A 23,049-nucleotide genomic window follows, 5' to 3' on the forward strand; every position below is an offset into this window, starting at 1 on the left:
GACCCCCAGCCACAGGTGAGAGATCAACGTGTCGTCGACGTGAAGCGCGGGCGACAAATCGGGATCGCTCGACGGCAGGCCCGCCGGTGGCTATCGCGTGCTGGACCGCCGTCGTCAGGAGATCGGCGCGACGGTCCGGCTGGCGACGAACTCCGGACGTGGAGCCGGCGCGGCGAACGGATCGGTCAACGCGTTGGCCACGCTGTTGTAGACCACGAAAAGGTTGGTCCGCGAGTACGGGGTGATGTTGTTCGACGAACCGTGCATGGCGTTGCTGTCGAACAGGACGGCCGAGCCTGGTTCCCCGGTGACGACGGCTACGCCTCCCCCGTCCTTTACGAGCGCGGCCAGGCTGGCGTCGTCGGGGACGCCGACCTCCTGGCTCCGAAGCGAGCTGCGGTAGTGGTCCGGTGGCGTCGTGCCGACTGTCGGCACGAAGGTCCGGTGGGAACCGGGGATGATCATGAGGCTCCCGTTGTGCACGTAGTTCGGCGTGAGGGCGATTGCAATGCTTACCGCTCTCGGTGCGGGCATGCCGTCCTCGGCGTGCCACGTCTCGAAGTCCGAGTGCCAGGCGAAACCCTGGCCGATGAAGCCCGGCTTCCGGTTCACGCGGCTTTGGTGCACGTACACCGCCGAGCCGAGGAGTTGGCTCGCCGCGTCGACCAATCGCTTGTCGGTAACCACCTGGCCCATCAGAGCGCTCAGACGGTGCACCTCGAACAGGGAGCGAACCACGTCACCGCCCGGCTCGCGTATAACCCGGTCCGAACACGCCAGCTCCGGATCGCCTACAAGACGCTCGACCTCATGCCGCAAGGCGTCGACAGTCGCGTCATCGAGGAGCTGTTGCTGAACGAGAAAACCATCATGTTGGAAGCGCCTGAGCTCGTCCGGACGCAGCGGTCCACCCTCCATGGAGTAGACGACTGGGTCCCGGCGCGGAAAAGCTCGAACCGGCGGGCCGGTACGGGTCGGATAGCGGTCAGCGACCGCCATCGTGGTCACGCTCGTCCATCGCTGTGTGTCGTAAGCAACGGGTACGCTCCATCCTCGTCGTGTGTCTCCCGGCCAGTACAAGGTGGCGAGAACACGCAGACCATTCGTAGGTCAGAGACGGCAGCCACCCGGTGGCGCTCGTGCCCGTCCAACAGATACACGGTACCGGGGTCGAGCGCGTAGCTGCGACCAGAGGTGAGGTCGTCGAGCCGCCCGTGACCATCGATGCAGTACACCGCCTCCACGTGGTGGCGGTACCACATCGTCGTCTCGGTGCCGGCGTGGAGGACCGTGTCGTGGAGCGAGAAGGCCGCACCGTCGCCGGCCAGCAGCAGGCGCCGACTACGCCACGTCGGCGTGGTGACATCACGATCGGAGTCCTCGACGTCCGTGAGAGTTCGCACGATCACAGTCTGACCACCGTGCGAATTGCTTCGGCCAGGATCTCCAGCCCCGGCATAAGCTCGTCATCCACTGAGACGGTGAGCGGCGGCATCAATTTCACGACGTCTTGGTTCGGGCCAGAGGTCTCGACCAGGACGCCGCGGTCGAACGCGGCGCGCGCTGCCTTCGTTGCGATGTCGTCCCCGGGGAGCGCCAGCCCCCACACCAGGCCCTTCCCGCGCAAGTCGACCTCGAGATCGGGACGCTCGCTGCGGAGCTCATCGGCGATGGTCACCAGCGCCTGCTCGACGATTCGCCCCCGAGCCCTGACCATCCCCTCGATACCGCCTTCAGCGGGGGCATGTCCGTCCTGGTTGACCTCCGCGACTCGGCCCTCCGGACATCCACCCTCCTGCCACATCGACAGCGCAGCAGTCGCTGTCACAAAGGCAGGGTTGTTCCCGCGGAATGTCCCGTTGTGCTCGCCCGGCTCCCAGACGTCAAGCTCCGGGCGGATCAGCGTCAAGGCGAGCGGCAGACCGATGCCGCTCAACGATTTCGACAGGACCACGATGTCAGGAACGATGCCAGCATCCTCGAAACTGAAGAACGGCCCGGTGCGCCCGCATCCCATCTGGACGTCGTCCACGATGAGAAGGATCTCGCGCGCCGCGCACAACCCGGCCAGGCGCTGCAGCCACGGAACGCTGGCGACGTTCACGCCGCCCTCACCCTGGACGGTCTCGACGATCACAGCGGCCGGAAGATCCAGCCCGCTCCCGCTGTCCTCGATCAGCGCCTCCAGAATATGGATCGAATCGAAATCGTCGTCGAGGAAGCTGCAGTAGGGGAGGTGGGTGCTGTCGTTCAGTGACACACCTGCGCCGCTCCGCTTCATGGAGTTTGCCGTGACCGACAGCGAGCCGAGCGTCATTCCGTGGAACGCGTTAGTGAAGCTCACGATCTGTTTGCGGCCGGTGACCTTCCGAGCGAGCTTCAACGCGGCCTCTACAGCATTTGTGCCGGTGGGCCCGGGGAACTGCACCCGGTAGCTGAGTCCACGCGGTTCGAAGACCACTTCGCGTAGTCGCTCGAGGAGCTCCGCCTTCGCCACAGTGTTCATATCGAGGCTGTGAATCACCCGGTCCTCAGCCAGGTAGTCGAGGAGCGCGCGCTTGAGCACCGGATGGTTGTGCCCGTAGTTGAGGGCGCCGGCCCCGCTGAAGAAGTCGATGTACGTATTGCCATCGGTGTCCTGTAGTCGGGCGCCTCGAGCCCAGTCGAAGATCACCGGCCATGCGCGGCTGTAACTTCGGACCTCTGATTCGAGCTGCTCGAACACGCCGTGCGTGGAAGCGACGCCGCTGGCGACTCCGCTGTCGGCAGCACCGCCAGCCACAAGGCTCTCCGTCGTCGTGCTCACGGTTTGTAGGTTCTTCACGCGTCGGGCCTCCTGGGCAGGCATTATGTGCGTCGATCGCGCCCGCGACATGCGCCACGCACGGGCGACGGCCGAATTTTATGATCAAGCCGGCGTGGCCCGCGCCAGGTGTGCACGAGCCCCGGGCGTACTCTCGCTGTCTCGAAACGGGCCGACCCGCATCAGGAGCTCGGCGTCGTGCGGACATTCCGCTGGGAACACGAAGCCGTCGAAGAGCTTTCCTGACGCGAGCTCCACCTCTGACGATGCCGCCAGTGACCGGAAGAGGCCCGCGGAGGCCTCGTTCGACGAGGTCACCGATGCCTCGACGAAGCGCAGCGTGGGCGCCAGCCGGTCGCGTAGGTGCTCGAGCATGGCGATCGCCAGACCCTGTCGCCGCCACGCCTTGCCGACGGCCACCTGTGACACGAACAAGGTGGCGGGCTCAGCAGGGCGACGGTAACCGGTGACAAAGCCGACGGTGCCCTGGTCCACCTGGGCGATCACCGAGGTGTCGGCGAAGTCATGGCACCACAGGAGGTACAGGTACGGAGAATTGAGGTCGAGACCACAAGACCTGGCCAGGCGCCAGAGGTCGGCCCCGTCGTCGGTGGTCGGCGCGCGCAGCAAAACCGAATCCCCGCTCACGGCCCGTGCTGATACCCGGATCTAGATAGGACAAACCTGGACCGTTCGCACATCCCTCAGCCCCAGCGGTCCACCTCATCCGGTCGACCGGCTCGATAACGTCTCTGACCAGCCAGAACGGGACACTGCGGGAAGATCAGAGGTGCCGTTTCGTCGATGGTCGCCCTCGCCTCATCACCCAGTCCCCCGCTACCGGCTGAGCTGCCGCCCCGGGCGCCGAGGGCGCTCGCTTTCCTGGCAGATCGGGTGGCGCCGGACGAGGTGGGAGCTGCGTTCCGGACTGCAGCCGTGTCCTCGTGATCTCCCGTCAGCGCGCCTTCTGCAAGTAGACATCCAGGTGGCGGATCTTGCCGTCCTCGTCGAATCCGAAGACGGTCATCGAGTTGACCACGTTGACGGTGCCACCTAGGAAGTGCCTCTCTTCGATCTCGTAATACACGAGACCGTGTAACTCGGAGATTCGTCGGACCGTGGTCTCGAACGAGTCCGTTGCCGAAGCCCACCGGGTCAGCATCGCGGTGTACTCCTGCCAATTCTGCACCTCGAGAAAGGTGCCAACCCTCTCGAACTCGTCCACTGCAACGAACCTTGCCAGCGGGGCCCAGTCAGCTCGGGCCCTCGGCGCCGGCACCAGGCGTTTCAACGTTTGATCGTATTCGAGGACCTTGCGGGTCAGCGGGCCGGCGTTCTCGACGTTCCGACCGGTGTTGACCATCGAGCTGTGCGCTTCGCCCATAACGTTTCGCTCCGTCAATCGTGAACGGCGGGGCGGGGGCCGCGGGGGAGGATGTGGGGCAGGTCCTCAGCCGTGAGGATGCCAGGGCGCGCCGCGCACACATAGGGGATGGCGTTGACCGGTCCATTGGCGTTGTACGCGGGCACGAACGATGCGAGGTCATCGACCGGCACGGGGAAGGGCATGCTCAGGTCGAACGGGGCGTCACCGTGGATTCGGATCCGCCAACCCGTGGGCCGCAAGTCCCAATCGGGCTGCACGTCGATGGCGACGAAGCCGTACTGGGTGAACCGGATGCGGTCGACACCGCCACTGCGACCGTTGATGATGATCCGCTGCGCGGCGGCAGTGCCGGCTTCGATCCCACCGGCGACGATCGTCATATCCTGCTTTGCCGCCGCCACGCCGCCCTCAGCGGTCCATTCGTCGATCTCGAAGCCTCCGATGTCCGACAACACGCTGAGCGCTGGCTGGTATTCGCCGAACAAATGGTTCTTCCGCCGGTCCGGATCGAACTCCGACAACGGCTTCCCGAATCGCATCTGCTCCATCACCATGTGCGCCGAAGGGCGGTGAGAGAGATCGCCGAACTCCTCGATCTCGATCAGATCGACGCACCGCTGCACAGACAGCAACGCCAGAGGAAGGGTCTCGGTGATGAAGCCCGGGTCACTGCCGCTCGCCCAGACCGACGCATTGCCTTTCTCGCAGGCCTCTCGCACGCGGGCACGGTTCGGGCCGCTCAGCCGCACCCCTCTTGCAAACAGATCGGTGCAGGTGGTGACGATGTTCGTGCCCGATCCGAGCAGCGCCACGACGTCGTCGACGAGCTCGTCTTCCGTTAGGCCGGCACGGGTCTGGTCTCTCCCAGACGCACGCGGCATGTAGATGCAGCAGTCCGCCTCGAGTTTCAGAACCGCGTCACGGTCCGTCGTGGCCAGAACGCCGATCGGGCCCTCACCGCACAGCTCGCCCGCATCGACACCCTCCTTCGCCCGGTCGTACACCACCACGGCGACGAGGTCGAGCGACCGATGGCGGATCACTTGCCGCAGCGCACGCTGACCCGTGTTCCCCGTCGCCCACTGGATCACTCGGTGCCGCGACGAGTCCATGAATCCCCCTGGTTCGATCGAGCAGCAAGCGCAAAGTAGCCGATCGGCTACCCAGGCGGCAAACCGGTGGGAGTTGCGATCAGGGAGAGGATCTCGCTGGGGCTGAGGGGCTGGCGGCGGATTGTCACGCCGAGCGGCGCCAGCGCATCGGCCACTGCGTTGACCACCGCCGGAGGCGAGGCGATAGCGCCGCCTTCCCCCATGCCCTTGTGGCCTCCTGGATTCGTCGGGGACGGTGTCTCGATGTGGCCGTACTCGATCACCGGCACCTCGGCTGCCGTCGGGAGGAGGTAATCGACGAACGTGGTCGTGAGCGGGTTGCCCTCGTCGTCGTACTTCATGTGCTCGTAGAGTGCCCCGCCAATGCCTTGCACTACGCCACCAGCGATCTGGCCCTCCACGACGCTCGGATTGATCATTACGCCGCAGTCCTCGCTGACGACATAGCGCAGGATGGTGACAGCTCCAGTGGCCGGATCGACCTCACACGTGCACATGTGGCAGGCGTTGGACCAGGTGAACTTGTCCTGTGGGGCAAACCGGTACTGCGCCTCGAGCCCAGGCCCTTGGTCCGGCGGCAGGGCGGCCAGGTCCAGATAGGCGAGGCGAGCAACGTCGGCGACGGTCGAGGACCGAGTCGGCGTGCCGGCGACGTGGATACGCCCCTCCTCCAAGACAAGGTCCTCGACCGCGGCCTCGAGCTGATGGGCCGCGATGTTCAGCACCTTGGCCCGGACCTCCTGCGCCGCCCCGCGGGCCGCGCCCGCCACGACGACGGCGCTGCGGCTGCCGCCGGTACCAGGACCAAACGGCGTGACTGCAGTGTCGCCCTGGATCACACGGACGTCGTCGACGTCCACGCCGAGCTCATCGGCCACGACCTGGGCGATCGTTGTCTCGAGGCTCTGGCCGTGGCTCGCCGAGCTGGTGAGGACGTCGACGCTGCCGTGCAGACCGATACGAACGATCGCCGCGTCGGTGGAGAACCAGCCGAAGGCGACCGCTGATGGTTCGGCGAGGAGGCTGATGCCGATGCCTATCAGCCGGCCCTCAGCGCGCATATCGGCCTGCCGGGCCAAGAACTCGTCATAGCCGATCAGCTGGGCCGCCTGCTCGAGCGTTGCCGCCGCCGTCATCTGATCGTACACGAACCCGGTGGCCATGGTGTAGGGAAGGTCGGCCTCGCCGATGACATTGCGGCGGCGAATCTCGAGACGCTCGATGCCGAGGGCCCGGGCCACATGGTCGATCATCAGCTCCCGAGCGACCGTCTCGATCATCCACGGGCCTCGATACGACCCTCGTCCTGCGGTGTTGGTGTAGACGGTCTTGCCCGACCCGGCGGCGGCACCGATGCGGTAGGGACCGGGGAAGATCGACGTCGTCAGCAGCAGGGCACTGCCGCCCGCCACGGGGAAGGCGCCGACCGATTCGAGGAAGTCGGCCTTGGCCCCCAGGATGGCGCCGTCGTCGTCGACGGCGAGGGAGATGGTGGCCTGGTCCTCGCGGGCGTGCTCGCCGCAGAGCAGGTTCTCACGCCGGTCCTCGATCCACTTCACCGGCTGGCCGAGCCGGCGGGTGGCGAAGGCGACGGCGAGCTCCTCGGGGTGGGGGAACATCTTCTGGCCGAAGGCGCCGCCGACGTCGGGCATGATCACCCGGATCTGGGCCTCGGGGAGACCGAGGACGCGTGCGAACAGCCCCTGCGCGGCGAACTGGCCCTGTGTGGAGAGCCAGACCGTGAGCTGTCTGACGGCGGAGTCCCAACTGGCGAGGATCCCCCGCGTCTCCATGGGAACACAGGCGTAGCGGTGCTGGCGGAAAGTCTCGGTGAACGCGTGCGGCGCCGAGGCGAACACGGACTCGACGGCGGGATTATCGACCGCCGGGAGCTCGAGGACCACGTTCGATCCGGCCTCGGGGTGGACCAGCGGCGCGCCCTCGTCAGCGGCGTGTTCGGGGTCCACGACCGGCGTCTCCGGTTCGATGTCGATCTCGACCAGCTCGACGGCGTCCTCGGCGACGTAGCGGGAGGCGGCGACCACCATTGCCACAGGTTCGCCCACGAAGCGAACGTCGCCGTCGGCGAACAGCCGGAACTGCCGGGACTGCCCGTTCGGGCCCTCGAAGTCGGTCCACCATTCGCGCACGAGGTGGTTGAGGTCGGCCGCGGTCAGCACCGCGATCACGCCTGGCACCTCGGCCGCCGCCGAGGTGTCGACTCCCGTCAGCCTCCCCCGCGCCATATGGCTCCGGGCGAACGCGACGTGCAGCGTTCCAGGTAGGACGATGTCGTCCACGTAATGCCCGGTGCCGGTGACGAAGCGGGCGTCTTCGTGGCGCGGGACCCGTTGGCCGACGAAGCGCCCGCCGGCAGCGGGGCCCGTCACAAGTCTCGCCCCGCGTCGGCGGCAAGACGGGCCGCTTCGAGGATCCCCTGGTAGCCCGTGCAGCGACACAAGTTCCCCGACAGCGCACCGCGGAGGTCGTCGTCGGTCGGGTGAGGGTGGTCGCGCAGGTATGACGTCAGCGAGACGACGAACCCCGGCGTACAGAAGCCGCACTGCAGGCCGTGGGCGTCCCGAAACGCCTGCTGCACCACGCTCAGCTCACCGTCGGGGCCCGCCAGCGCCTCGACGGTGGTCACCTCGCGCCCATCGGCCTGGACGGCGAGCATCAGGCAGGATCTGACCGCAGCACCGTCGACGAGAACCGTGCACGCGCCGCACACGCCGTGCTCGCACCCGAGGTGGGTCCCCGTGAGGCCACACCGCTCCCGGATGAAGTCGGCCAATGTCAAGCGGGGTTCGACCATCGCCTGGCGCCGCTGGGCGTTGACGTCCATGGCGACCGCGACCTCACGCATTCGTCGCCTCCGTCATCGCGTCCACCCACGCCCTCGCCACCATCGCAGCGCCGACCTGTCGCCGGTACTGCGCCGAGCCGTGGAGGTCGGAAGGGATGTCGTCGAGGCCGGCCACCGCCATGGCCCCGACATCGCCGGCGGCGACCGGTGCTGTCTCCCCCTCCACCACCGCCGCCTCGGCTCCGGTTGCCCGGATGGGCGCCGATCCCATGCCGATAAGCGAGATGCTGCACCGCTCGACCCGGCCGTCGGACGCGAGCCTGACGGCGACAGCAGCGCCGGCGACGGCGAAGTCGCCGTGGCGGCGAGCGAACTCGCGGACGGCGAACCCGCACCGCCCGGTCCACATCGGGAACCGGACGTTCACGAGCATCTCGTCGGGATCAAGCGCCGTGCTCCAGAAGCCGGTGAAGAAGTCGGCGGCCGCTAGCCACCTCCGACCACGAGGCGACAGCGCCTCCATCTCGGCGGCGAGGGCCAGGGCAACGGCGGGGTACTCCGCGGCCGGATCGGCATGGGCGAGGGAGCCGCCGAGGGTGCCCCGATTGCGGATCTGGAAATGACCGATCAGCGGCGTGGCCCGCGAGAGCAGGGGCACCGCGGCGGTCAGCTCCGGGCTCGCCTCGATCCTCGACTGGGTCGTGCCGGCACCCACCGTCACCACATCCCCTGCGACATGGATGCCGGCGAGCTCGCCGATCCGGCCGATGTCCACCAGGTGATCGAAGACCGCCAGCCGTAGCGACAACATGGGAATGAGGCTCTGCCCGCCGGCGAGGACCTTCGCCCCGTCCCCGAGCTCGGCGAGGAGCGCAACAGCTTCGTCCGCACCGGAGGGGGCGTGGTACTCGAAGGCCGACGGCTTCACGGCCCGCCAAGATAGCCGATCGGCTAGCTTGCTCGGGCAAAGGACACCTCGGGAGGATCAACCTGATGGAGCTGAACGGCAAGGTCGCGGTCATCACCGGCGCGGGGTCGGGGATGGCGAGGGCGTCGACAAGGGTCTTCGTGCGCGAGGGAGCACGCGTGCTCGCCGCCGACATCAGCGGACGCGAGGAGGAGACGGCCAAGGAGCTCGGAGACGCCGTCGTGCCCTTTCGATGCGACGTCACCAGAGAGGACCAGGTCGAGGCGATGTTCGCCGCCGCGCTCGACGAGTTCGGACGTGTCGACGCGGTCCTCAACGTTGCTGGTATCGGCAGCGCCGGTCCGCTCGCCGAAGTGTCCATGGAGGAGTACGACCGGATCATGGACGTCGACCTGCGGGGCGTCCTGCTCGGCACCAAGCACGGCATCACTGCGATGCTCCCGACGGGAGGCGGCGTGATCGTCAACTGGTCGTCGACCGGCGGAATCAACGCTACGGCGTTCCCTGTGAGCGTGTACTCGACGGCCAAGGCCGGCGTCATCGCGCTCAGCAAGTCAGCCGCCGTCGAGTACGGCACCCAGGGCATTCGGGCCATCGCCATCTGCCCGGGCTTCATCGAGACCGAGATGTCCGGAGGACCGGGCGCAGCGGCGCGGTTCCCCCAGCTCGTGCAGGGCACCGCGTTGAAGCGCGGCGGTCAGCCCGAGGAGGTGGCCGAGCTGGCGGCGTTCCTCTGCTCTGATCGAGCGACCTACATCACCGGCGCCGTGATCCCCGTCGACGGCGGGATGACCGCCACCCTGGCATGACGTTCCGCACCGGTACGTCACCGTCGATGGCGCCGGGATGCCTCTACGGCGCGGCTCGTTGCCGCGATGGCCGAGCAGGCTTGGTCGTGTCTGTTCGCCCCGTGCTCGGCGGCTGGTAACGGAGTCCGTCGAGCGCCATCGCCAGGACCCGCTCGATCTGGTCGGGCTCGGCGAACCGGATCATGGTGATCCCGCTGATGAGGCGGACCACGTCGTCGAAGCTCGTGTCGGGGCGGGCCGCGCCTGCTTCCTGAGCCCGCTGGAGCAACGGCTCGCCGGCGGCGTAGACCTCACTCCGGCAGCTGAGGATCAGCTTCGAGTCGTGGTTGAGCGTCTCGGCGAGCGCCCGCTTGGTCGCCGCGTAGAGGACGAACCGGTGAAGCCAGGCGACAAGGGCGTCCCACGCCGACAGATCGGTCGGCAGCTCGTCGGCCGCTCGACAGAGGGCTTCGACCTCGTCGACGTAGACGCTTTCGAAGACATCCTGGCGGGTCGGGAAGTGGCGGTACAGGGTGCCGATACCCACCCCGGCGCGTCGAGCGATGTCCTCCAGCGACGCCGACGTACCGTCCTCGGCGAAGGCGTCGCGCGCCGCTGAGATCAGCTTCTCGTAGTTGCGGCGGGCGTCAGCTCGTTGAGGACGCGACCTCAGGACCCCGGGGGCCTGCTCCTTGGTCGCCATGACGCCTGTCTCCTCTGGTCCGAAAACCCTCTTGCTAACGGAGGCTACCCTCCGCTACAGTACCGGAGGGACACCTCCACTATAGCGTCCACCGGCCCTTCCCCGAAAGGTGTATCTGCGAATGCCGTCTTCCCTGACCGCGCGCGCCCCGGTGCGCTCTTCGCCCTCACGGGTGGTCTTGGCCCTCATCCTCGCCGCCCAGCTGATGGCTGTCGTCGACGTCTCGATCGTCATCACCGCCCTGCCCAAGATCCACGCCGCCCTCAATTTCTCGTCCACCGGCCTGTCGTGGGTGCAGAACGCCTACACGCTGACCTTCGGCGGTCTGTTGCTGCTCGGCGCCCGTGTAGGCGACCTCCTCGGCCGGAGGCGGGTGTTCATGGCGGGCGTCGCCGTGTTCACGCTGGCGTCGCTGCTGGGGGGATTGGCCCAGTCCCCGGAGTGGCTGCTCGCGGCCCGAGCGGTCCAGGGCGCCGCGGCTGCCATCGCCGTCCCCTCGACCCTCGCTCTGCTGATGATGAGCTTCCCCGAAGGTACCGAGCGCACGCGGGCGGTCGCCTTGTACAGCGCCGTCACCGGGGCCGGCGCCAGCGTCGGGCTGGTGCTCGGAGGCCTGCTGACGGACTGGATCTCGTGGCGCTGGGGGCTGTTCGTCAATGTCCCGGTCGGCGCAATGGTGCTCCTGCTGGCCCCCCGGTACCTGGCCGAGACAGAACGGCGCGCCGGGCGCTTCGACCTTGCCGGTGCGGCGAGCTCGACCCTGGGCATGACAGCCCTGGTGTACGGGTTCGTGCGGGCCGCGGCCGACGGATGGAGCACTCCGGAGACCATCGCGTCATTCGTCGTCGGCGTGGCGATGCTCGCAGCCTTCGTCCAAATCGAGAGGCGAGCTCCACAGCCGATCATGCCCCTCCGGCTGTTTGCCAGCCTGGAGCGTTCGGGTGCATACGTCGGCCGCTTGCTGATCGTGGGCGGCATGTTCGCCTTCTTCTTCTACCTCACCCAGTACCTGCAGGAGGTCCGCGACTACAGCCCGCTCAAGGCCGGGCTCGCCTTCGTGCCGATGACCGCGGTGTTGTTTGCGATGGTTCAGGTCGTTCCCAAGCTGGTGCCACGGATAGGGACGGCGCGCCTGCTGGCCGCTGGGGTCCTCGTTGCCCTCGTCGCCATGGCCTGGCTGAGCCGCATCTCACCCGGCACCCAGTACTTCCCACAGATCGCCCTGCCCCTGGTGCTCCTCGGCATCGGCATGGGGATCGCGTTCATCCCTCTGACCAGCCGCGGCATCGCCGGTGTGGAGGCGGCCGACTCCGGCGCCGCCTCCGGCCTGGTCAACGTCTCGCATCAGGTCGGCGGTTCGTTGGGCCTCGCCATCCTCGTGACCGTCTTTGCCACCGCCAGCCGAGGCGCTGCCCATCACACGCTGGCGGGGGCATCCGCCGGGAGCCAGGCCAGTCAGGTCCTGGCCCACGGCGTGGCCGCCGCGCTCACCGGATCAACGGTATTCCTCGCCCTGGCCCTCGTCGTGGTCATCGCCATGGTGCCCCGCCGCACCCGGGCGACTGCCGCTTCCGAGGCTGAGCGTCAGCCCGAGGCCGATCCCGAAGCCCAGGCCGCGGCCTGATGCCCCTATGGTGCAGAGGCACCCACGCGCTGCTCCGGTCCCGCCTCCGGCCTGGGCCTACGGCGCGATCGGGCGCGGTCCGCCTTCGGCAGGGCGATCTTGCGCACGCGCACGGCGGAGGGGGTCACTTCGACACACTCGTCGTCGGCAATGAGCTCGAGGGCCTGTTCGAGTGTGAGCCGCCGCGGGGGGGTGAGCCGCACCAACTCCTCGGCGGTCGAGGAGCGCACGTTGGTGAGCTTTCGCTCCCGAGTCGGATTGACATCGATGTCCTCGGCGCGTGAGCACTCGCCCACGACCATTCCCTCGTAGACCGCTTCCCCGGGACCGATGAAGAGGGTGCCCCGATCTTCGAGCGAGAACAGCGCGTACGCCGCAGCCACCCCTCTCCGGTCCGCAACCAGGCTGCCGCGGGCACGTGACCGGATGTCCCCGGTCCACGGCTCGAAGCGCTCGAACGCGTGGTGGATCTGAGCGGTGCCGCGCGTCTGGGTCAAGAGGTCCGTACGGACGCCGATCAGCCCCCGAGCGGGGATGGAGAAGACCATTCGCAGCCATCCCAAGCCGTGGTTGACCACCTCGACGAGTTGTCCCCGCCTGGAAGCAAGTGCCTGAGTCACAGCGCCGAAGTACTCCTCGGGCAGGTCGAGGTCAAGGCGCTCGATCGGCTCGCACAGCTGTCCATCTATCGTCCGGCCGACTACCTGGGGCTTGCCCACTGTCAGCTCGAAACCCTCCCGGCGCATCAGCTCGACGAGGATCGCCAGGGCCAGCTCGCCTCGACCCTGGATCTCCCATGCATCGGGGCGCTCGGTGGGCAGTACCCGAATGGACACGTTGCCGACCACCTCTGCTTGCAGCCGGCCTTCGAGCAGGCGAGCGGTCAGCTTGGTCCCCGCCTCGCCCCCCGTGGGGCCGCCGCCTCCGCCTGCCAACGGTGAGGTGTTGATCCCGACGGTGACCGACAAACTGGGCTCGTCGACCCGGAGGACCGGGAGGGGCCGTGGATCATCGATGTCGGCGAGGGTCTCGCCGATGGTGATCTGGGGGATGCCGGCGACAGCCACGATCTCTCCGGGCCCCGCCTCGGTGACATCCACCCGGTCGAGGGCTTCGGTGACGAAGAGCTCGGCGATGCGCGCCCGGTCGATCGACCCGTCTTGGCGACACCACGCCACGACCTGGCCCCGGCGGAGTCGTCCCTGCATGACGCGGCAGATGGCGAGACGGCCGAGATACGGCGAGGCGTCCAGGTTGGTGACAAGGGCTTGTAGCGGGTGGCCATCGAGGTAGCTGGGGGCGGGTACGCGGGCGAGCACCAGGTCGAGCAGGGGCCGTAGGCCGGCGGCCCGGACATCAGATGAAGGCTCCATGGACCCTGTGGGGACACTCGGCGACAACTCGGAGGCCCAGCCGTCGCGGGCGCTCGCGTAGATCACGGGAAACTCGATCTGGCTCTCATCGGCACCCAGATCGATGAACAGCTCGTAGACGGAATCCAGGACCTGCGCTGGCCGGGCGTCAGCCCGATCGACCTTGTTGAGGACCACCAGGATCGGGAGTCGCGACTCCAGCGCCTTGCGGAGGACGAACCGGGTCTGCGGACGTGGTCCCTCCGCCGCGTCCACCAGCAGCAGCGCGCCGTCGACCATGGCCAGGCCCCGCTCCACCTCGCCACCGAAGTCCGCATGGCCGGGGGTGTCCACGATGTTGATGGTGACCCCGTCATGGTGGACAGCGGTCTGCTTGGCCAGGATGGTGATGCCCTTCTCCCGCTCGAGGTCCATCGAGTCGAGGACCCGATCGACGACCTGCTGGTGAGCCCGGAAGGCGCCGGTCTGTCGGAGCATCCCGTCGACGAGGGTGGTCTTGCCGTGGTCGACGTGCGAGATGATGGCGATGTTGCGGAGATCGTGGCGTGTAGGCATGCGGGGGCCTTCTGGAAGAGAGGGAGACGCCTCGCGAAGCGCGCTGCGGCCCAATTATCTTACCCGAGGTCGTGGAATCCTCGTGTTCCCTGCTGATCCTCCTGGCTCGGGGGTCCCAGCGGCCGTGGCGACCCTCGACGAGCGATGTTGACTGTGGTGTCATCACGGGCGTGAGGGCAGCCCGTGCCAAGGATCCACGGCCCGCCACCGAGCCCCGGCTCGGCCTCGTCGGGGACATCGTCGACGAGCTTCGGTGGACAGCCACCAGCCGCAAGGGCTGGCTGATCGGCCTGTCGCTCAACTTCGCCGTCGCCGTCGTCTACGTGGGATTCACGCACTACGACCCCCACCGTCCCGGCGACATCCGGATCGCCCACGTCGGCACCGCCGTCGCCATCTGGGTCCTGTCCAACACGCTCAACACCAACCAGCTCGGAGCCGACAGCGATCGAGCGCTCGCTTCCCTCCGGCGGGGAGACACGGTGCCGAGGATCCTGGCGATCAAGAACCTGTCGCTCGCCGTGTTTCTCGTCCCGCTCGCGCTCGTCATCTCGGTGGTGGTCCGGATCCTGGTCGATCGGTGGCGCCTCCTGCCGCACGCCGCCATGGCTGACATCGGGGCGGTCTTCCTCTGGCTGGGGCTGGGCAGCGTGATATCGGTGCTCCTCCCCTATCGGCCCATAGCCCTTCGCGAGCGCTGGAAGGCGCGCCGCACCTGGTTGCGGTGGGGCATCTGCCTGGCCGTGCCCGATCTCAGCTACTTCGTCGTCATGCCCGTGCTGCACCTGCCCTACATCGCCGTGTTGGGCCTGAAGGTCTTCGGCCCCTACGAGCCTCACTTCCTGGCGTACTCGTTCTTCTATCTGGCCATGGGGCTCGCCTACTGGGCGCTGGGCCTCTGGCTCGCGTCCCTGTACGCCCGGCGCCGCTCCTCACGGTTCACCGCCAACCTCGCTCGCAGGAGCTGACCCGCGACGCCACGCGGACGCTCCAGTCGGCGCAGGGCTCTGCCGCTGCGAGCCCGTCGGCGACCTAGCAGAGGTTGACCCGCTTCGCGGACAGGACGTGGCCCGCGGCATCATCGAGTCGCGACAGCGGAAGCGTTCCGTCACCGACCGCAGCGGTCAGCTGGTTCACCACGTCGGGCCCAGACGACGCAGACAGGTCGTACAGCACCATGTCGGCCCCAGCCGTCACCGCCTGTACTGCAGCGTGAGGAACGTCCAATCCGATGGACCTGATGGAACCGGCCGACAGCGAATCGGTCAGCACGAGGCCACCGAAGCCGAGCTGGCGCGAGAGGAGGCCCCCGATGGCCGTCGAGGACAGACTGGCAGGGCCGCTGGTGAGCCCGGGGATGGTGTCGTTTCCCATCATGACTGCTGGTAGCCGAGCGCGAACGGCGTTACTGAAGGGCACCAGGTCCGAGCCCTCCAGCTCTGACAGGGCCGGCGTCGAGGCTGGCGCGTCGTCGGAGTTGGCCGTGGCCTGGCCTTCGCCGGGAAAGTGCTTGACCACTGGCATGACGCCGGCGGCCAGCAGCCCCTGGGCGAAACCGAGCCCGTAGCTGGCGGCGATTCCCGGATCAGGGCTGAACGAGCGGGGACCGTCGGTGTGCTGCAGATCGGGCCCAGGCCCACTCGCCAGATCGAGCACCGGGGCCAGATCGACGTCTACGCCGTTGGCCATCAGCTGGTGCCCGGTGGCCTCGCCCAGCTGACGAACGCCCTCCGGGCTCAGACTCGCGGTCATGGCCCTGGGGGAGGCCAGTGGCCCGACCAGATTGGGCATCCGTTGCACCGGCCCGCCTTCTTCGTCGGTCATGATCAGCGGGGCGACACCACCAGGCGCTTGTGCCTTGAGGCCCGCCAGCTGCTGCCCGAGGTCCGTCGGTGCCGATGATCCGAACAAGATGACTCCGCCGGCGCCCTGGCGGACGGCCGACACCGCGGTCGTCACGGCTGTCTCCTTCGCCGGCACGACGACCAGCTGCGCCGCACGGCGAGCTACCGGCCAGGTCGCCAGGACGCTGGCATTGCTGCAAGTGGTCGTGGTCGTGGCAGCCGGTGCTGACCTCGGTACGGGGGCCGCGTCATGCCGAACAGCGCCCAGCTGGGCGTGCGATCCACTCGTGGCACAGGACGCCGATGACGCTACCAGCGCCGAGACCGCCAGGGCCCGTCCCAGAATCAGGGAGCGCCGAGAGCGCGACAGATGGTGGAGACCAGGCGTTGGGCCCACTGAACAAGAACCTGCTTGCAAAGATCCGTTTGATCTCACGCCGACCGCCCGGCAGGTCGCTCCAGCTCTTCGCATCCAGGCTACCGGCTAGAAGGACACACCAACACCTGGTGAGGCACACCTACCGCCCGGAGCCGACGAAGAATCATCCACAGGGTGTGGCCTGCTGTCCGCTGTGCGGGTCCGCTCTCTCGATCAGCCAGGAGCCAGACTCGTTACGCATCGTGTAGTCGAGAGTCCACAGGTCACATGACTCGCCGTGTGGGCCAAGTTGCGGGCTCTGAAGGCTGGAGAACGTCGCATACACCGTCGCCGTACCGGGACTCTGTGGGGTGAGGGAATGGAGTGAGATGTTGAAGTCATATGTTGTCCTGAGGCCGCTGGCAAGCTGGTCCGGCGAGACCTGCGCACGCTGTGCAGCAGTGAGCTGGTTCCAGGCCGTGGCGTAGTCAGCAGCATCAATGGCTCGAAAATATGTCAGCAGCGTCTGCCCAATTGCGGTGGCGTCGGCTCCCGTGAGCTCCGAGTGTGGACTTGCATCCGCAGAAGGACCGGTTGGGCTCCCACACCCTGACTGGCTCGCCACGGTCTGAGGGCTCGCTTGCCAGCTGGCCAGGAGCGGCTGCGCCACCCTGCCGCTGACGGCGAAGGAGATGCCCTGCGCATCTGCCGCGCCCGCGTCGATGACGCCGACAACCTTGCCGTCCGGATCGAGCAGCGGTCCACCGCTGTTGCCGGGGTTCACGGAAGCATCCGTCTGAATCAACCCCGTGCGCGTCTGACCCTCGACGGGGATCGTCCGGTCGAGGCCACTGATGGAACCCTGAGTGAAGGTGAGAGGCAACCCTTCGGGGAAACCCATCGCGGCTACAGGAGTCCCAACGACCGGCGGAGTCTGTTGAACGGCGAAGACGTGCCCCGGCAGCGGCTGGTCAAGCCGGATCAGCGACACGTCACTGCCGCTGTCAATGCCCACGACGCTCCCGACCCTGGTGTCGCTGCCGGCCGTCACACCTATGACGGCTGCTCCATCGACCACGTGCGCTGCCGTAGCAACCAGGTTAGGAGCGACGAGGAATCCAGTTCCGATGGCTGAACCGCTGCAGGACGTCCCGTCCAGGCGCACGACACCCGAGCTGTCCTGCGCGAAAAGCTGCGAAAACGGCGGAGGCGTGGGCGAGCCCGGCGCGGCGGTGCTGGCCGGTGACCTCCCTTGCGCCCCCTGAGGACCCGCTTGGACGCTTCGGTTCGGGCCTCCGTTCTGACCGAGGCGCAGAACTGCGACGGGCACGCCCACGAGCGCGGCGACAATCAGCACAGTGAGCGTCACGACCACTGCGGGCCGGCGATACCACACCCGCTGCTTGGCTGCGGGCGGCTCGACCTCCACAGGATGGAACCGGGAAGCCATCTCGCCACAGGCCGGGCAGAACGGCTTCCCCTCTACTTGCCGAGCCCCGCAGTTGGCGCAGAACATCTCAGACTCCCCCTCCCGGAGCCCATGGTACGGACCGATCTTGACGGGAGGCTGACGGAAGCCTGACCGTTCCCTGATTTGCCGAGCCTTGCCCGCCGGCGACCCCGCTATGGGTGGATTCGCTCCCCCGCCTCGAGCATGGCGACGAACTTCGCCAGGCGTTGGGCCCGTGTCTCGGGCTTCCTGGCGTCCTGGAGTCGGTAGAGGATGGCGTAGCGGTTCTGGCTGCTGAGCTCGGCGAAGAACGCACTGGCCTCAGGGCGGGCGTCGAGCTCGCGCCGGAGGTCGTCGGGAACGGCGATCCTCCGCTGCCCCTCATAGGCCGCGTCCCACCGGCCGTCGGCCTGGGCCCGCTGGACCTCGCCGAGCCCGGCCGGACGCATCCGGCCGTCGGCGATCAGTCGCTCGGCCTTGTCGCGGTTGATCCGCGACCATCGGCTTCGGGGTCGTCTCGGGGTGAACCGCTGGAGGAAGCAGCGCTCGTCGAGGGCCTCGCGGCGTCCGTCGATCCATCCGAAGCAGAGGGCGCAGTCCAGCACCTCCGGGTAGCGCACGCTGTCGATGCCCGCGTCCCGCTTGGCCATCCTGATCCACAGGCCGTCCGAGGCGGCGTGGTTGCGCTCGAGCCACTCCTCCCAGTCGGCGGCGGAGGCGAAGGCGTGCTGCGGAAGGTCGTCGTCGGCGCCCACGCCGTCTCAGGCTAGCGCCCGGTCAGCGCGCCCCGGCGCCGTCGCCGGAGGGCGCGCGACAACCCGGCACAGACATCAGCGAGCAGCGGATGGCGGGCTGTACACGGCGATGAACGGGCCACATCGTGACTGGCGTCCGTGGAGGACACCCAGGATGTCAGGCGCCAGTGCAGCAGGACCGGGCTGGAGACCCTCAATGGGCACGACCGAGGCGTCCTGGGTCTCGAACAACACCAGGTAGTCGCCCTGCTGGTCGAGGGCGCGTGCGGCGCTGAGGATCTGGGCGTCGGATCCCCCGATCTCGTCGATCCACAGCCAGTCGAGGGGTAAGGGGTCGTGAAGGTGCAGCACCGGGTACATGGCGGCGTTGTTGGGCAGCATTGCCACCCGTCTGGCGGGCATCTCTCTGATGCAGGTCTTCATGTCCGTGAGATAGGCGCCCGTCTCGGGATTGGTACGGATGGATCCGAAGTCCGGCGCGATTCGGGAGAGCGGGAAGGTCAGCTGGCTCGCCGGGCGATCGCGGTAGATGTCGGTCCGGCGTGTGTGGACGAAGACGGCCGCGGTGGCAGCGAAGACGGCGACCGCCACCAGCGCGCTGACCAGCGCGCCCGGCTGCGTCGCGATCGTGTGTCCATCCCAGATGCGGATCACCGCCAGGAGCACCAGGCCTCCGGCAATGAGGTTCGGGACGGCGTAGCCCCAGGACAGGCTGACCATCCACCCCGTGCCCACCAGGGCGATACCCGGCCAGTCGACGCGCCGGCGGCGCCACATGTGCCACAGCACCACGACGCCCGCGATCTCCTCGAGCTGGTCCGCCCACGTGCCATAGAGCTGGAGGTGCTGCTGGAGCGCGGTCCCGACCACCACGGCCGTGAGCGCGACGCGCAGCCCGGTCCCGATCCAGCCACGCGGCCGGGCATCCGTGGCGACCACCGCGATCAGGAGAGCCACCACCACGGCCAAGCGGGCGAGGTCGCCGCCTGTGAGCATCTCGTTGATGAGGTCGCGCCCGTAGATGGGCCGGGCCCCGGTGATCTGGCGCACGAAGGACGGAAAGGCACCAAAGGCGGAGATCACGATCACATAGAGCGCGCCGGGAACGGCCGCCAACAGGATTGAGCGGAGCGCGGTGGCGAACCGCGCCGCGGGAGCCGTGCGAGCGGTCACCATGGCGACGCCGAGGAGGGGGGCCAGGAAGAAGCTCTGCTTGACGACGAGCGCAGCCCCGAGCGCGATGAACCCGGCCACGGTCGTGCGCGGGTACTGCACGAGGACATAGCCGAGCGCGACGAGCAGAAGGCCGTCGATCGTGTGCCAGTCCATCAACGGGAACCCGTGGATGGAGATCAGGGCGCTCGCCGCGACCGCGACACCCTCCCACGCTCGCCATCGCGCCGGCGACCGGCCGATGACGAACCAGCCGACGAGGACCGCAGTACCCACCAGCTCGGCCGTGGTGACGAGCCGGGAAGCGACGATGAGTGGCAGCGGCAGCGCGAAGTCGAGCAGGTGGATGATGGGCGATCCGACCGGACGGGGTGAGATGAAGTCGAGGTGGGGAACTTGACCCTGCAGGATGCGATAGCTCTGGGCCAGGATGTAGCCGTCATCGGTCGGGTTGAAGCCCAGACGAGCGGCGACGGCAAACACACCCGCGGTGAGCGCCAGAGCCCCCGCAACCACCCCTCCAGCGCGAACACGCCCCTCCCGACGATCCCGCGTCTCGCGGACCATCGTCGCCATGCGCGGCGATAGTAACCGAGGCGCCCCGCTAGCCCTCGGGCAGCGGCTGACGACGCTGCCACCAGCCGGCGACCCGCCAGCCGATCTCGAGGGCGACGTCGGCGAGCACCGAGAGCACGGCGGCCACGGTGATCGCCCACCACGACGGCAGCTGAAAATCGAAGAAGGTGTCGAGGCCCGGAATGGCGAGGGCGCCGGCGAACACCACGACCATCCCGACGACCAGGGCCAGGCGGCCCCGGTTGAACGGCCGGATCAGGATGACCAATACCCACAATCCCACGGCGAACAGGACGATGACCGCTGTCGTGCGCGCTTCGGTCAGGGTGAGGCTGGGCTCGTCGCGAGCCACTGCGTACGCCGTGAACGTGGCCGCGGCCGCCACCACTCCGGACGGAATGGCGAACCGAAGGACCCGGTCGACGAACCCGGGCCGCCAGCGCTGGGAATTGGGGCCGAGAGCGAGAAAGAACGCCGGCACCCCGATGGTCAACCCGCTCACGACCGTCAGGTGCCGGGGCAGAAACGGGAACGGCAGGGTCGCCAGGCCGATCGCAACAGCCAGGAGCACCGCGTACACGGTCTTCGTGACGAACAGGTTGGCCACGCGCTCGACATTGGCGATGACCCGCCGTCCCTCCCCGACCACTCCCGGCACGACGCCGAACGCGTTGTCGAGCAGCACCAGCTGGGCGACAGCGCGTGAGGCGCTGCTCCCCGAACCCATGGCCATACCGATGTCGGCGTCCTTGAGGGCGAGGACGTCGTTGACCCCGTCGCCGGTCATGGCTACCACGTGGCCGCGAGACTGCAGTGACGACACCATGGCCCGCTTCTGGTGCGGATTGACCCGGCCGAAGACCGAGTGGTCCTCGACCGCCTGGGCCAGCTCGTCCGGCTCGGACGGCAGGCCCCGCCCGTCGACCGGCTCCTCGGATCCCGGTACGCCCACGCGCCGGGCGATCGCCCCGACGGTCGTCGGGTTGTCGCCGGAGATGATCTTCACCGTGACACCCTGGCGGCCGAAGTAGGCGACGGTGTCGGCGGCGTCTTCCCTGACCCGCTCGTCCAGCACCACCAGGGCGGCGGGCGTGATCGAGGCCGGAAGCGACGACGGATCCGCTGCGCCATCGCCGCGAGCGAGCAGGAGCACCCGCCTCCCCTCCCGAGCATGCGAATCGGCCTGTCCCAGGGCGCCCGTATCCGGCGCGCCGGCCAGGATGATCTCGGGCGCTCCCAGCAGCCAGGTCCCGTGCCCGTCGAACGTGGTCGCTCCCCACTTGCGCGCCGACGAGAACGGGGCGCGGGAGCTCACGGCCCAGCCCACCGAGTCGCCCGCCCACTCGCCGACGGCCTTGAGGCTGGCGTTGGGCTGCGGATCGGATGCCGCCAAGGCGCCGAGCGCGTCGCCGACCGGGAGCTCCGGCGCCAGGATCTCGACGTCGCGCACCTCCGTCACGCCCTCGGTGAGCGTCCCCGTCTTGTCCAGACAGGCCACGTCGACCCGCGCCAGCCCCTCGACGGCGGCGAGCTCCTGGACGAGGACCCGGCGGCGACCGAGGCGGACCACGGCCAGGGCAAAGGCGAGGCTGGTCAGCAGAACCAGGCCCTCGGGCACCATGCTGCCCACCCCTGCTACCGACCCACGCACCGAGTCCTTGAGATCGGCGGACTGGAGCTGGCTGAAGATCAGCAGCGCCGCCGCCGGTGGGATGACGAACGTCACCAGGCGCAATATCCGGTTGATGCCTTCCCGCAACTCGGACCGCACGAGCGTGAACCGACGGGCCTCGTCGGCGAGCTCGCGGGCGTAGGCCGAGCGACCGACGCGGGTTGCCTGATACCGGCCGGTCCCGGCCGTGACGAAGCTGCCGGACAGCACCTCGTCGCCCTCACTCTTCGGCATCGGGTCCGCCTCGCCGCTCAGGAGCGACTCGTCCAGCTCGAGCTCACCCACGAGCACCACACCGTCGACGAGCACCTGATCGCCCGTGGCCAGCTCGAGCACGTCGTCGAGCACGATCTGCTCGACTCCGAGCCGACGGACCCGGCCCTCGCGTACCGCCGCCGCCTGGGGCGCGCTGAGCACCGCCAGCTGATCGAGGGTCTGCTTGGCCCGCAGCTCCTGGATGATCCCGATGGCCGCGTTGGCAACCAGCACCACGCCGAACACCGCGTCCTGGAGCGGTCCGACGATGAGGATGATGACGAGGAGAGCGCCGAGTATCGCGTTGAACCGGGTGAAGATGTTGGCCCGGAGGATCTGCCCGACCGTGCGCGACGGTGGGGCGGCGACCTCGTTGACGTCTCCCCGGGCGACACGAGCCCTGACCGCCGCATCGTCCAGGCCGACGAGCTGATCGACCGCCGGCCGTGGCTCTACCGTCCTGGTCACGGCAGCGACCGTCCGGCCGTCTGCGGGAGGTGGGGCACCCAATGGCTCGTCTACCCTTCAGCCTGGCGAAATGGCCCGTGCTGCCGGGGCAACCACGACGTCATCCAGTCGAGCGCCTCCGCCCACGCCCCCGAGGCCACGCCAGCCATGCTACGGGCAGCCCAGCGGTCGGCGGCGATCCCGGCCCGGCGGGGCGATCACAGCCCGCACGGCACGACGTCGTCGTCCAGCTCCCGCGACCGGGGTCGCGACATCCCCCCGCCGCCGAGCACGGACCACGAGTCTACGCTGACGGGCGCATGGCTGACTGGGCCACCATCACGTCTGCGGGTACGGCCGCCGGGACGCTGGTCCTCGCCTTGGCCACCTTCTCGTCGGTTCGCTCGGCCAACAGGGCGGCGCGAGTCGCCGAGCGCTCG

The 23,049-nt window shown here is 68.3% G+C and carries 19 protein-coding genes; 3 read left to right on the forward strand and 16 right to left on the reverse strand.

Going from position 1 to position 23,049, the window contains the following annotated elements; all coding sequences use genetic code 11:
• Positions 1–114: 114 nt before the first annotated feature.
• The 9 genes from thpD to VGF64_16540 all read right to left on the reverse strand — a co-directional run bounded on the left by thpD (position 115) and on the right by VGF64_16540 (position 9,036).
• Positions 115–999 (reverse strand): ectoine hydroxylase, encoded by an 885-nt coding sequence (gene thpD, locus VGF64_16500; GenBank protein ID HEY1636360.1) that lies wholly within the window; start codon positions 997–999, stop codon positions 115–117.
• A 5-nt stretch (positions 1,000–1,004) separates the two neighbouring features.
• On the reverse strand, positions 1,005–1,403 hold the full coding sequence (locus VGF64_16505; protein ID HEY1636361.1) for an ectoine synthase: 399 nt from the start codon (positions 1,401–1,403) through the stop codon (positions 1,005–1,007).
• A 2-nt stretch (positions 1,404–1,405) separates the two neighbouring features.
• Entirely contained in the window at positions 1,406–2,848 is a 1,443-nt protein-coding gene (gene ectB / locus VGF64_16510; GenBank protein HEY1636362.1) for a diaminobutyrate--2-oxoglutarate transaminase, read from the reverse strand.
• 60 nt (positions 2,849–2,908) lie between these two features.
• Positions 2,909–3,451 (reverse strand): diaminobutyrate acetyltransferase, encoded by a 543-nt coding sequence (gene ectA, locus VGF64_16515; protein HEY1636363.1) that lies wholly within the window; start codon positions 3,449–3,451, stop codon positions 2,909–2,911.
• A 307-nt stretch (positions 3,452–3,758) separates the two neighbouring features.
• A complete protein-coding gene (locus VGF64_16520) occupies positions 3,759–4,166 on the reverse strand; it encodes a hypothetical protein (protein ID HEY1636364.1) in 408 nt (135 codons plus the stop codon).
• Between the two features lie 35 nt (positions 4,167–4,201).
• Positions 4,202–5,200, reverse strand: coding sequence for a hypothetical protein (locus tag VGF64_16525; protein ID HEY1636365.1), 999 nt, complete (start codon positions 5,198–5,200; stop codon positions 4,202–4,204).
• A gap of 149 nt (positions 5,201–5,349) precedes the next feature.
• Positions 5,350–7,692 (reverse strand): xanthine dehydrogenase family protein molybdopterin-binding subunit, encoded by a 2,343-nt coding sequence (locus VGF64_16530; protein ID HEY1636366.1) that lies wholly within the window; start codon positions 7,690–7,692, stop codon positions 5,350–5,352.
• Positions 7,689–8,168 (reverse strand): (2Fe-2S)-binding protein, encoded by a 480-nt coding sequence (locus VGF64_16535; GenBank protein ID HEY1636367.1) that lies wholly within the window; start codon positions 8,166–8,168, stop codon positions 7,689–7,691. Before VGF64_16535 ends, VGF64_16530 begins: the two co-directional genes overlap by 4 nt.
• Positions 8,161–9,036 carry an FAD binding domain-containing protein gene (locus VGF64_16540; GenBank protein HEY1636368.1) on the reverse strand — a complete coding sequence of 292 codons (876 nt, stop codon included), beginning with the start codon at positions 9,034–9,036 and terminating at the stop codon, positions 8,161–8,163. The genes VGF64_16535 and VGF64_16540 overlap by 8 nt, the downstream gene beginning before the upstream one ends.
• 65 nt (positions 9,037–9,101) lie before the next feature.
• Here VGF64_16540 and VGF64_16545 point away from each other — a divergent pair, with 65 nt between their 5' ends.
• Positions 9,102–9,845: an SDR family oxidoreductase gene (locus VGF64_16545; GenBank protein ID HEY1636369.1), complete on the forward strand. Its 744-nt coding sequence runs from the start codon at positions 9,102–9,104 to the stop codon at positions 9,843–9,845.
• Positions 9,846–9,888: 43 nt separating this feature from the next.
• On the opposite strand, the gene VGF64_16550 is transcribed toward VGF64_16545, so the two are convergent.
• Entirely contained in the window at positions 9,889–10,527 is a 639-nt protein-coding gene (locus tag VGF64_16550; GenBank protein ID HEY1636370.1) for a helix-turn-helix domain-containing protein, read from the reverse strand.
• Between the two features lie 121 nt (positions 10,528–10,648).
• Here VGF64_16550 and VGF64_16555 point away from each other — a divergent pair, with 121 nt between their 5' ends.
• Positions 10,649–12,151: an MFS transporter gene (locus tag VGF64_16555; GenBank protein HEY1636371.1), complete on the forward strand. Its 1,503-nt coding sequence runs from the start codon at positions 10,649–10,651 to the stop codon at positions 12,149–12,151.
• 5 nt (positions 12,152–12,156) lie between these two features.
• On the opposite strand, the gene typA is transcribed toward VGF64_16555, so the two are convergent.
• Positions 12,157–14,079, reverse strand: coding sequence for a translational GTPase TypA (gene typA, locus VGF64_16560; GenBank protein HEY1636372.1), 1,923 nt, complete (start codon positions 14,077–14,079; stop codon positions 12,157–12,159).
• A 170-nt stretch (positions 14,080–14,249) separates the two neighbouring features.
• Here typA and VGF64_16565 point away from each other — a divergent pair, with 170 nt between their 5' ends.
• Positions 14,250–15,047 carry a hypothetical protein gene (locus VGF64_16565; GenBank protein HEY1636373.1) on the forward strand — a complete coding sequence of 266 codons (798 nt, stop codon included), beginning with the start codon at positions 14,250–14,252 and terminating at the stop codon, positions 15,045–15,047.
• Between the two features lie 64 nt (positions 15,048–15,111).
• Here VGF64_16565 and VGF64_16570 read toward each other — a convergent pair whose 3' ends face one another.
• The 5 genes from VGF64_16570 to VGF64_16590 form a co-directional block, all read right to left on the reverse strand.
• Positions 15,112–16,395: a glycoside hydrolase family 3 N-terminal domain-containing protein gene (locus VGF64_16570; protein ID HEY1636374.1), complete on the reverse strand. Its 1,284-nt coding sequence runs from the start codon at positions 16,393–16,395 to the stop codon at positions 15,112–15,114.
• A 70-nt stretch (positions 16,396–16,465) separates the two neighbouring features.
• Complete coding sequence (locus tag VGF64_16575) at positions 16,466–17,797, reverse strand: trypsin-like peptidase domain-containing protein (GenBank protein HEY1636375.1); 1,332 nt, start codon at positions 17,795–17,797, stop codon at positions 16,466–16,468.
• A 107-nt stretch (positions 17,798–17,904) separates the two neighbouring features.
• Positions 17,905–18,486, reverse strand: a complete 582-nt coding sequence (locus tag VGF64_16580) for a YdeI/OmpD-associated family protein (protein ID HEY1636376.1) — start codon at positions 18,484–18,486, stop codon at positions 17,905–17,907.
• 75 nt (positions 18,487–18,561) lie between these two features.
• On the reverse strand, positions 18,562–20,235 hold the full coding sequence (locus VGF64_16585; protein ID HEY1636377.1) for a hypothetical protein: 1,674 nt from the start codon (positions 20,233–20,235) through the stop codon (positions 18,562–18,564).
• A 28-nt stretch (positions 20,236–20,263) separates the two neighbouring features.
• Positions 20,264–22,630 carry an HAD-IC family P-type ATPase gene (locus VGF64_16590; protein HEY1636378.1) on the reverse strand — a complete coding sequence of 789 codons (2,367 nt, stop codon included), beginning with the start codon at positions 22,628–22,630 and terminating at the stop codon, positions 20,264–20,266.
• Between the last annotated feature and the right edge of the window lie 419 nt (positions 22,631–23,049).

It is taken from the genome of Acidimicrobiales bacterium (genome assembly GCA_036491125.1).
Lineage (GTDB): Bacteria > Actinomycetota > Acidimicrobiia > Acidimicrobiales > AC-9 > AC-9.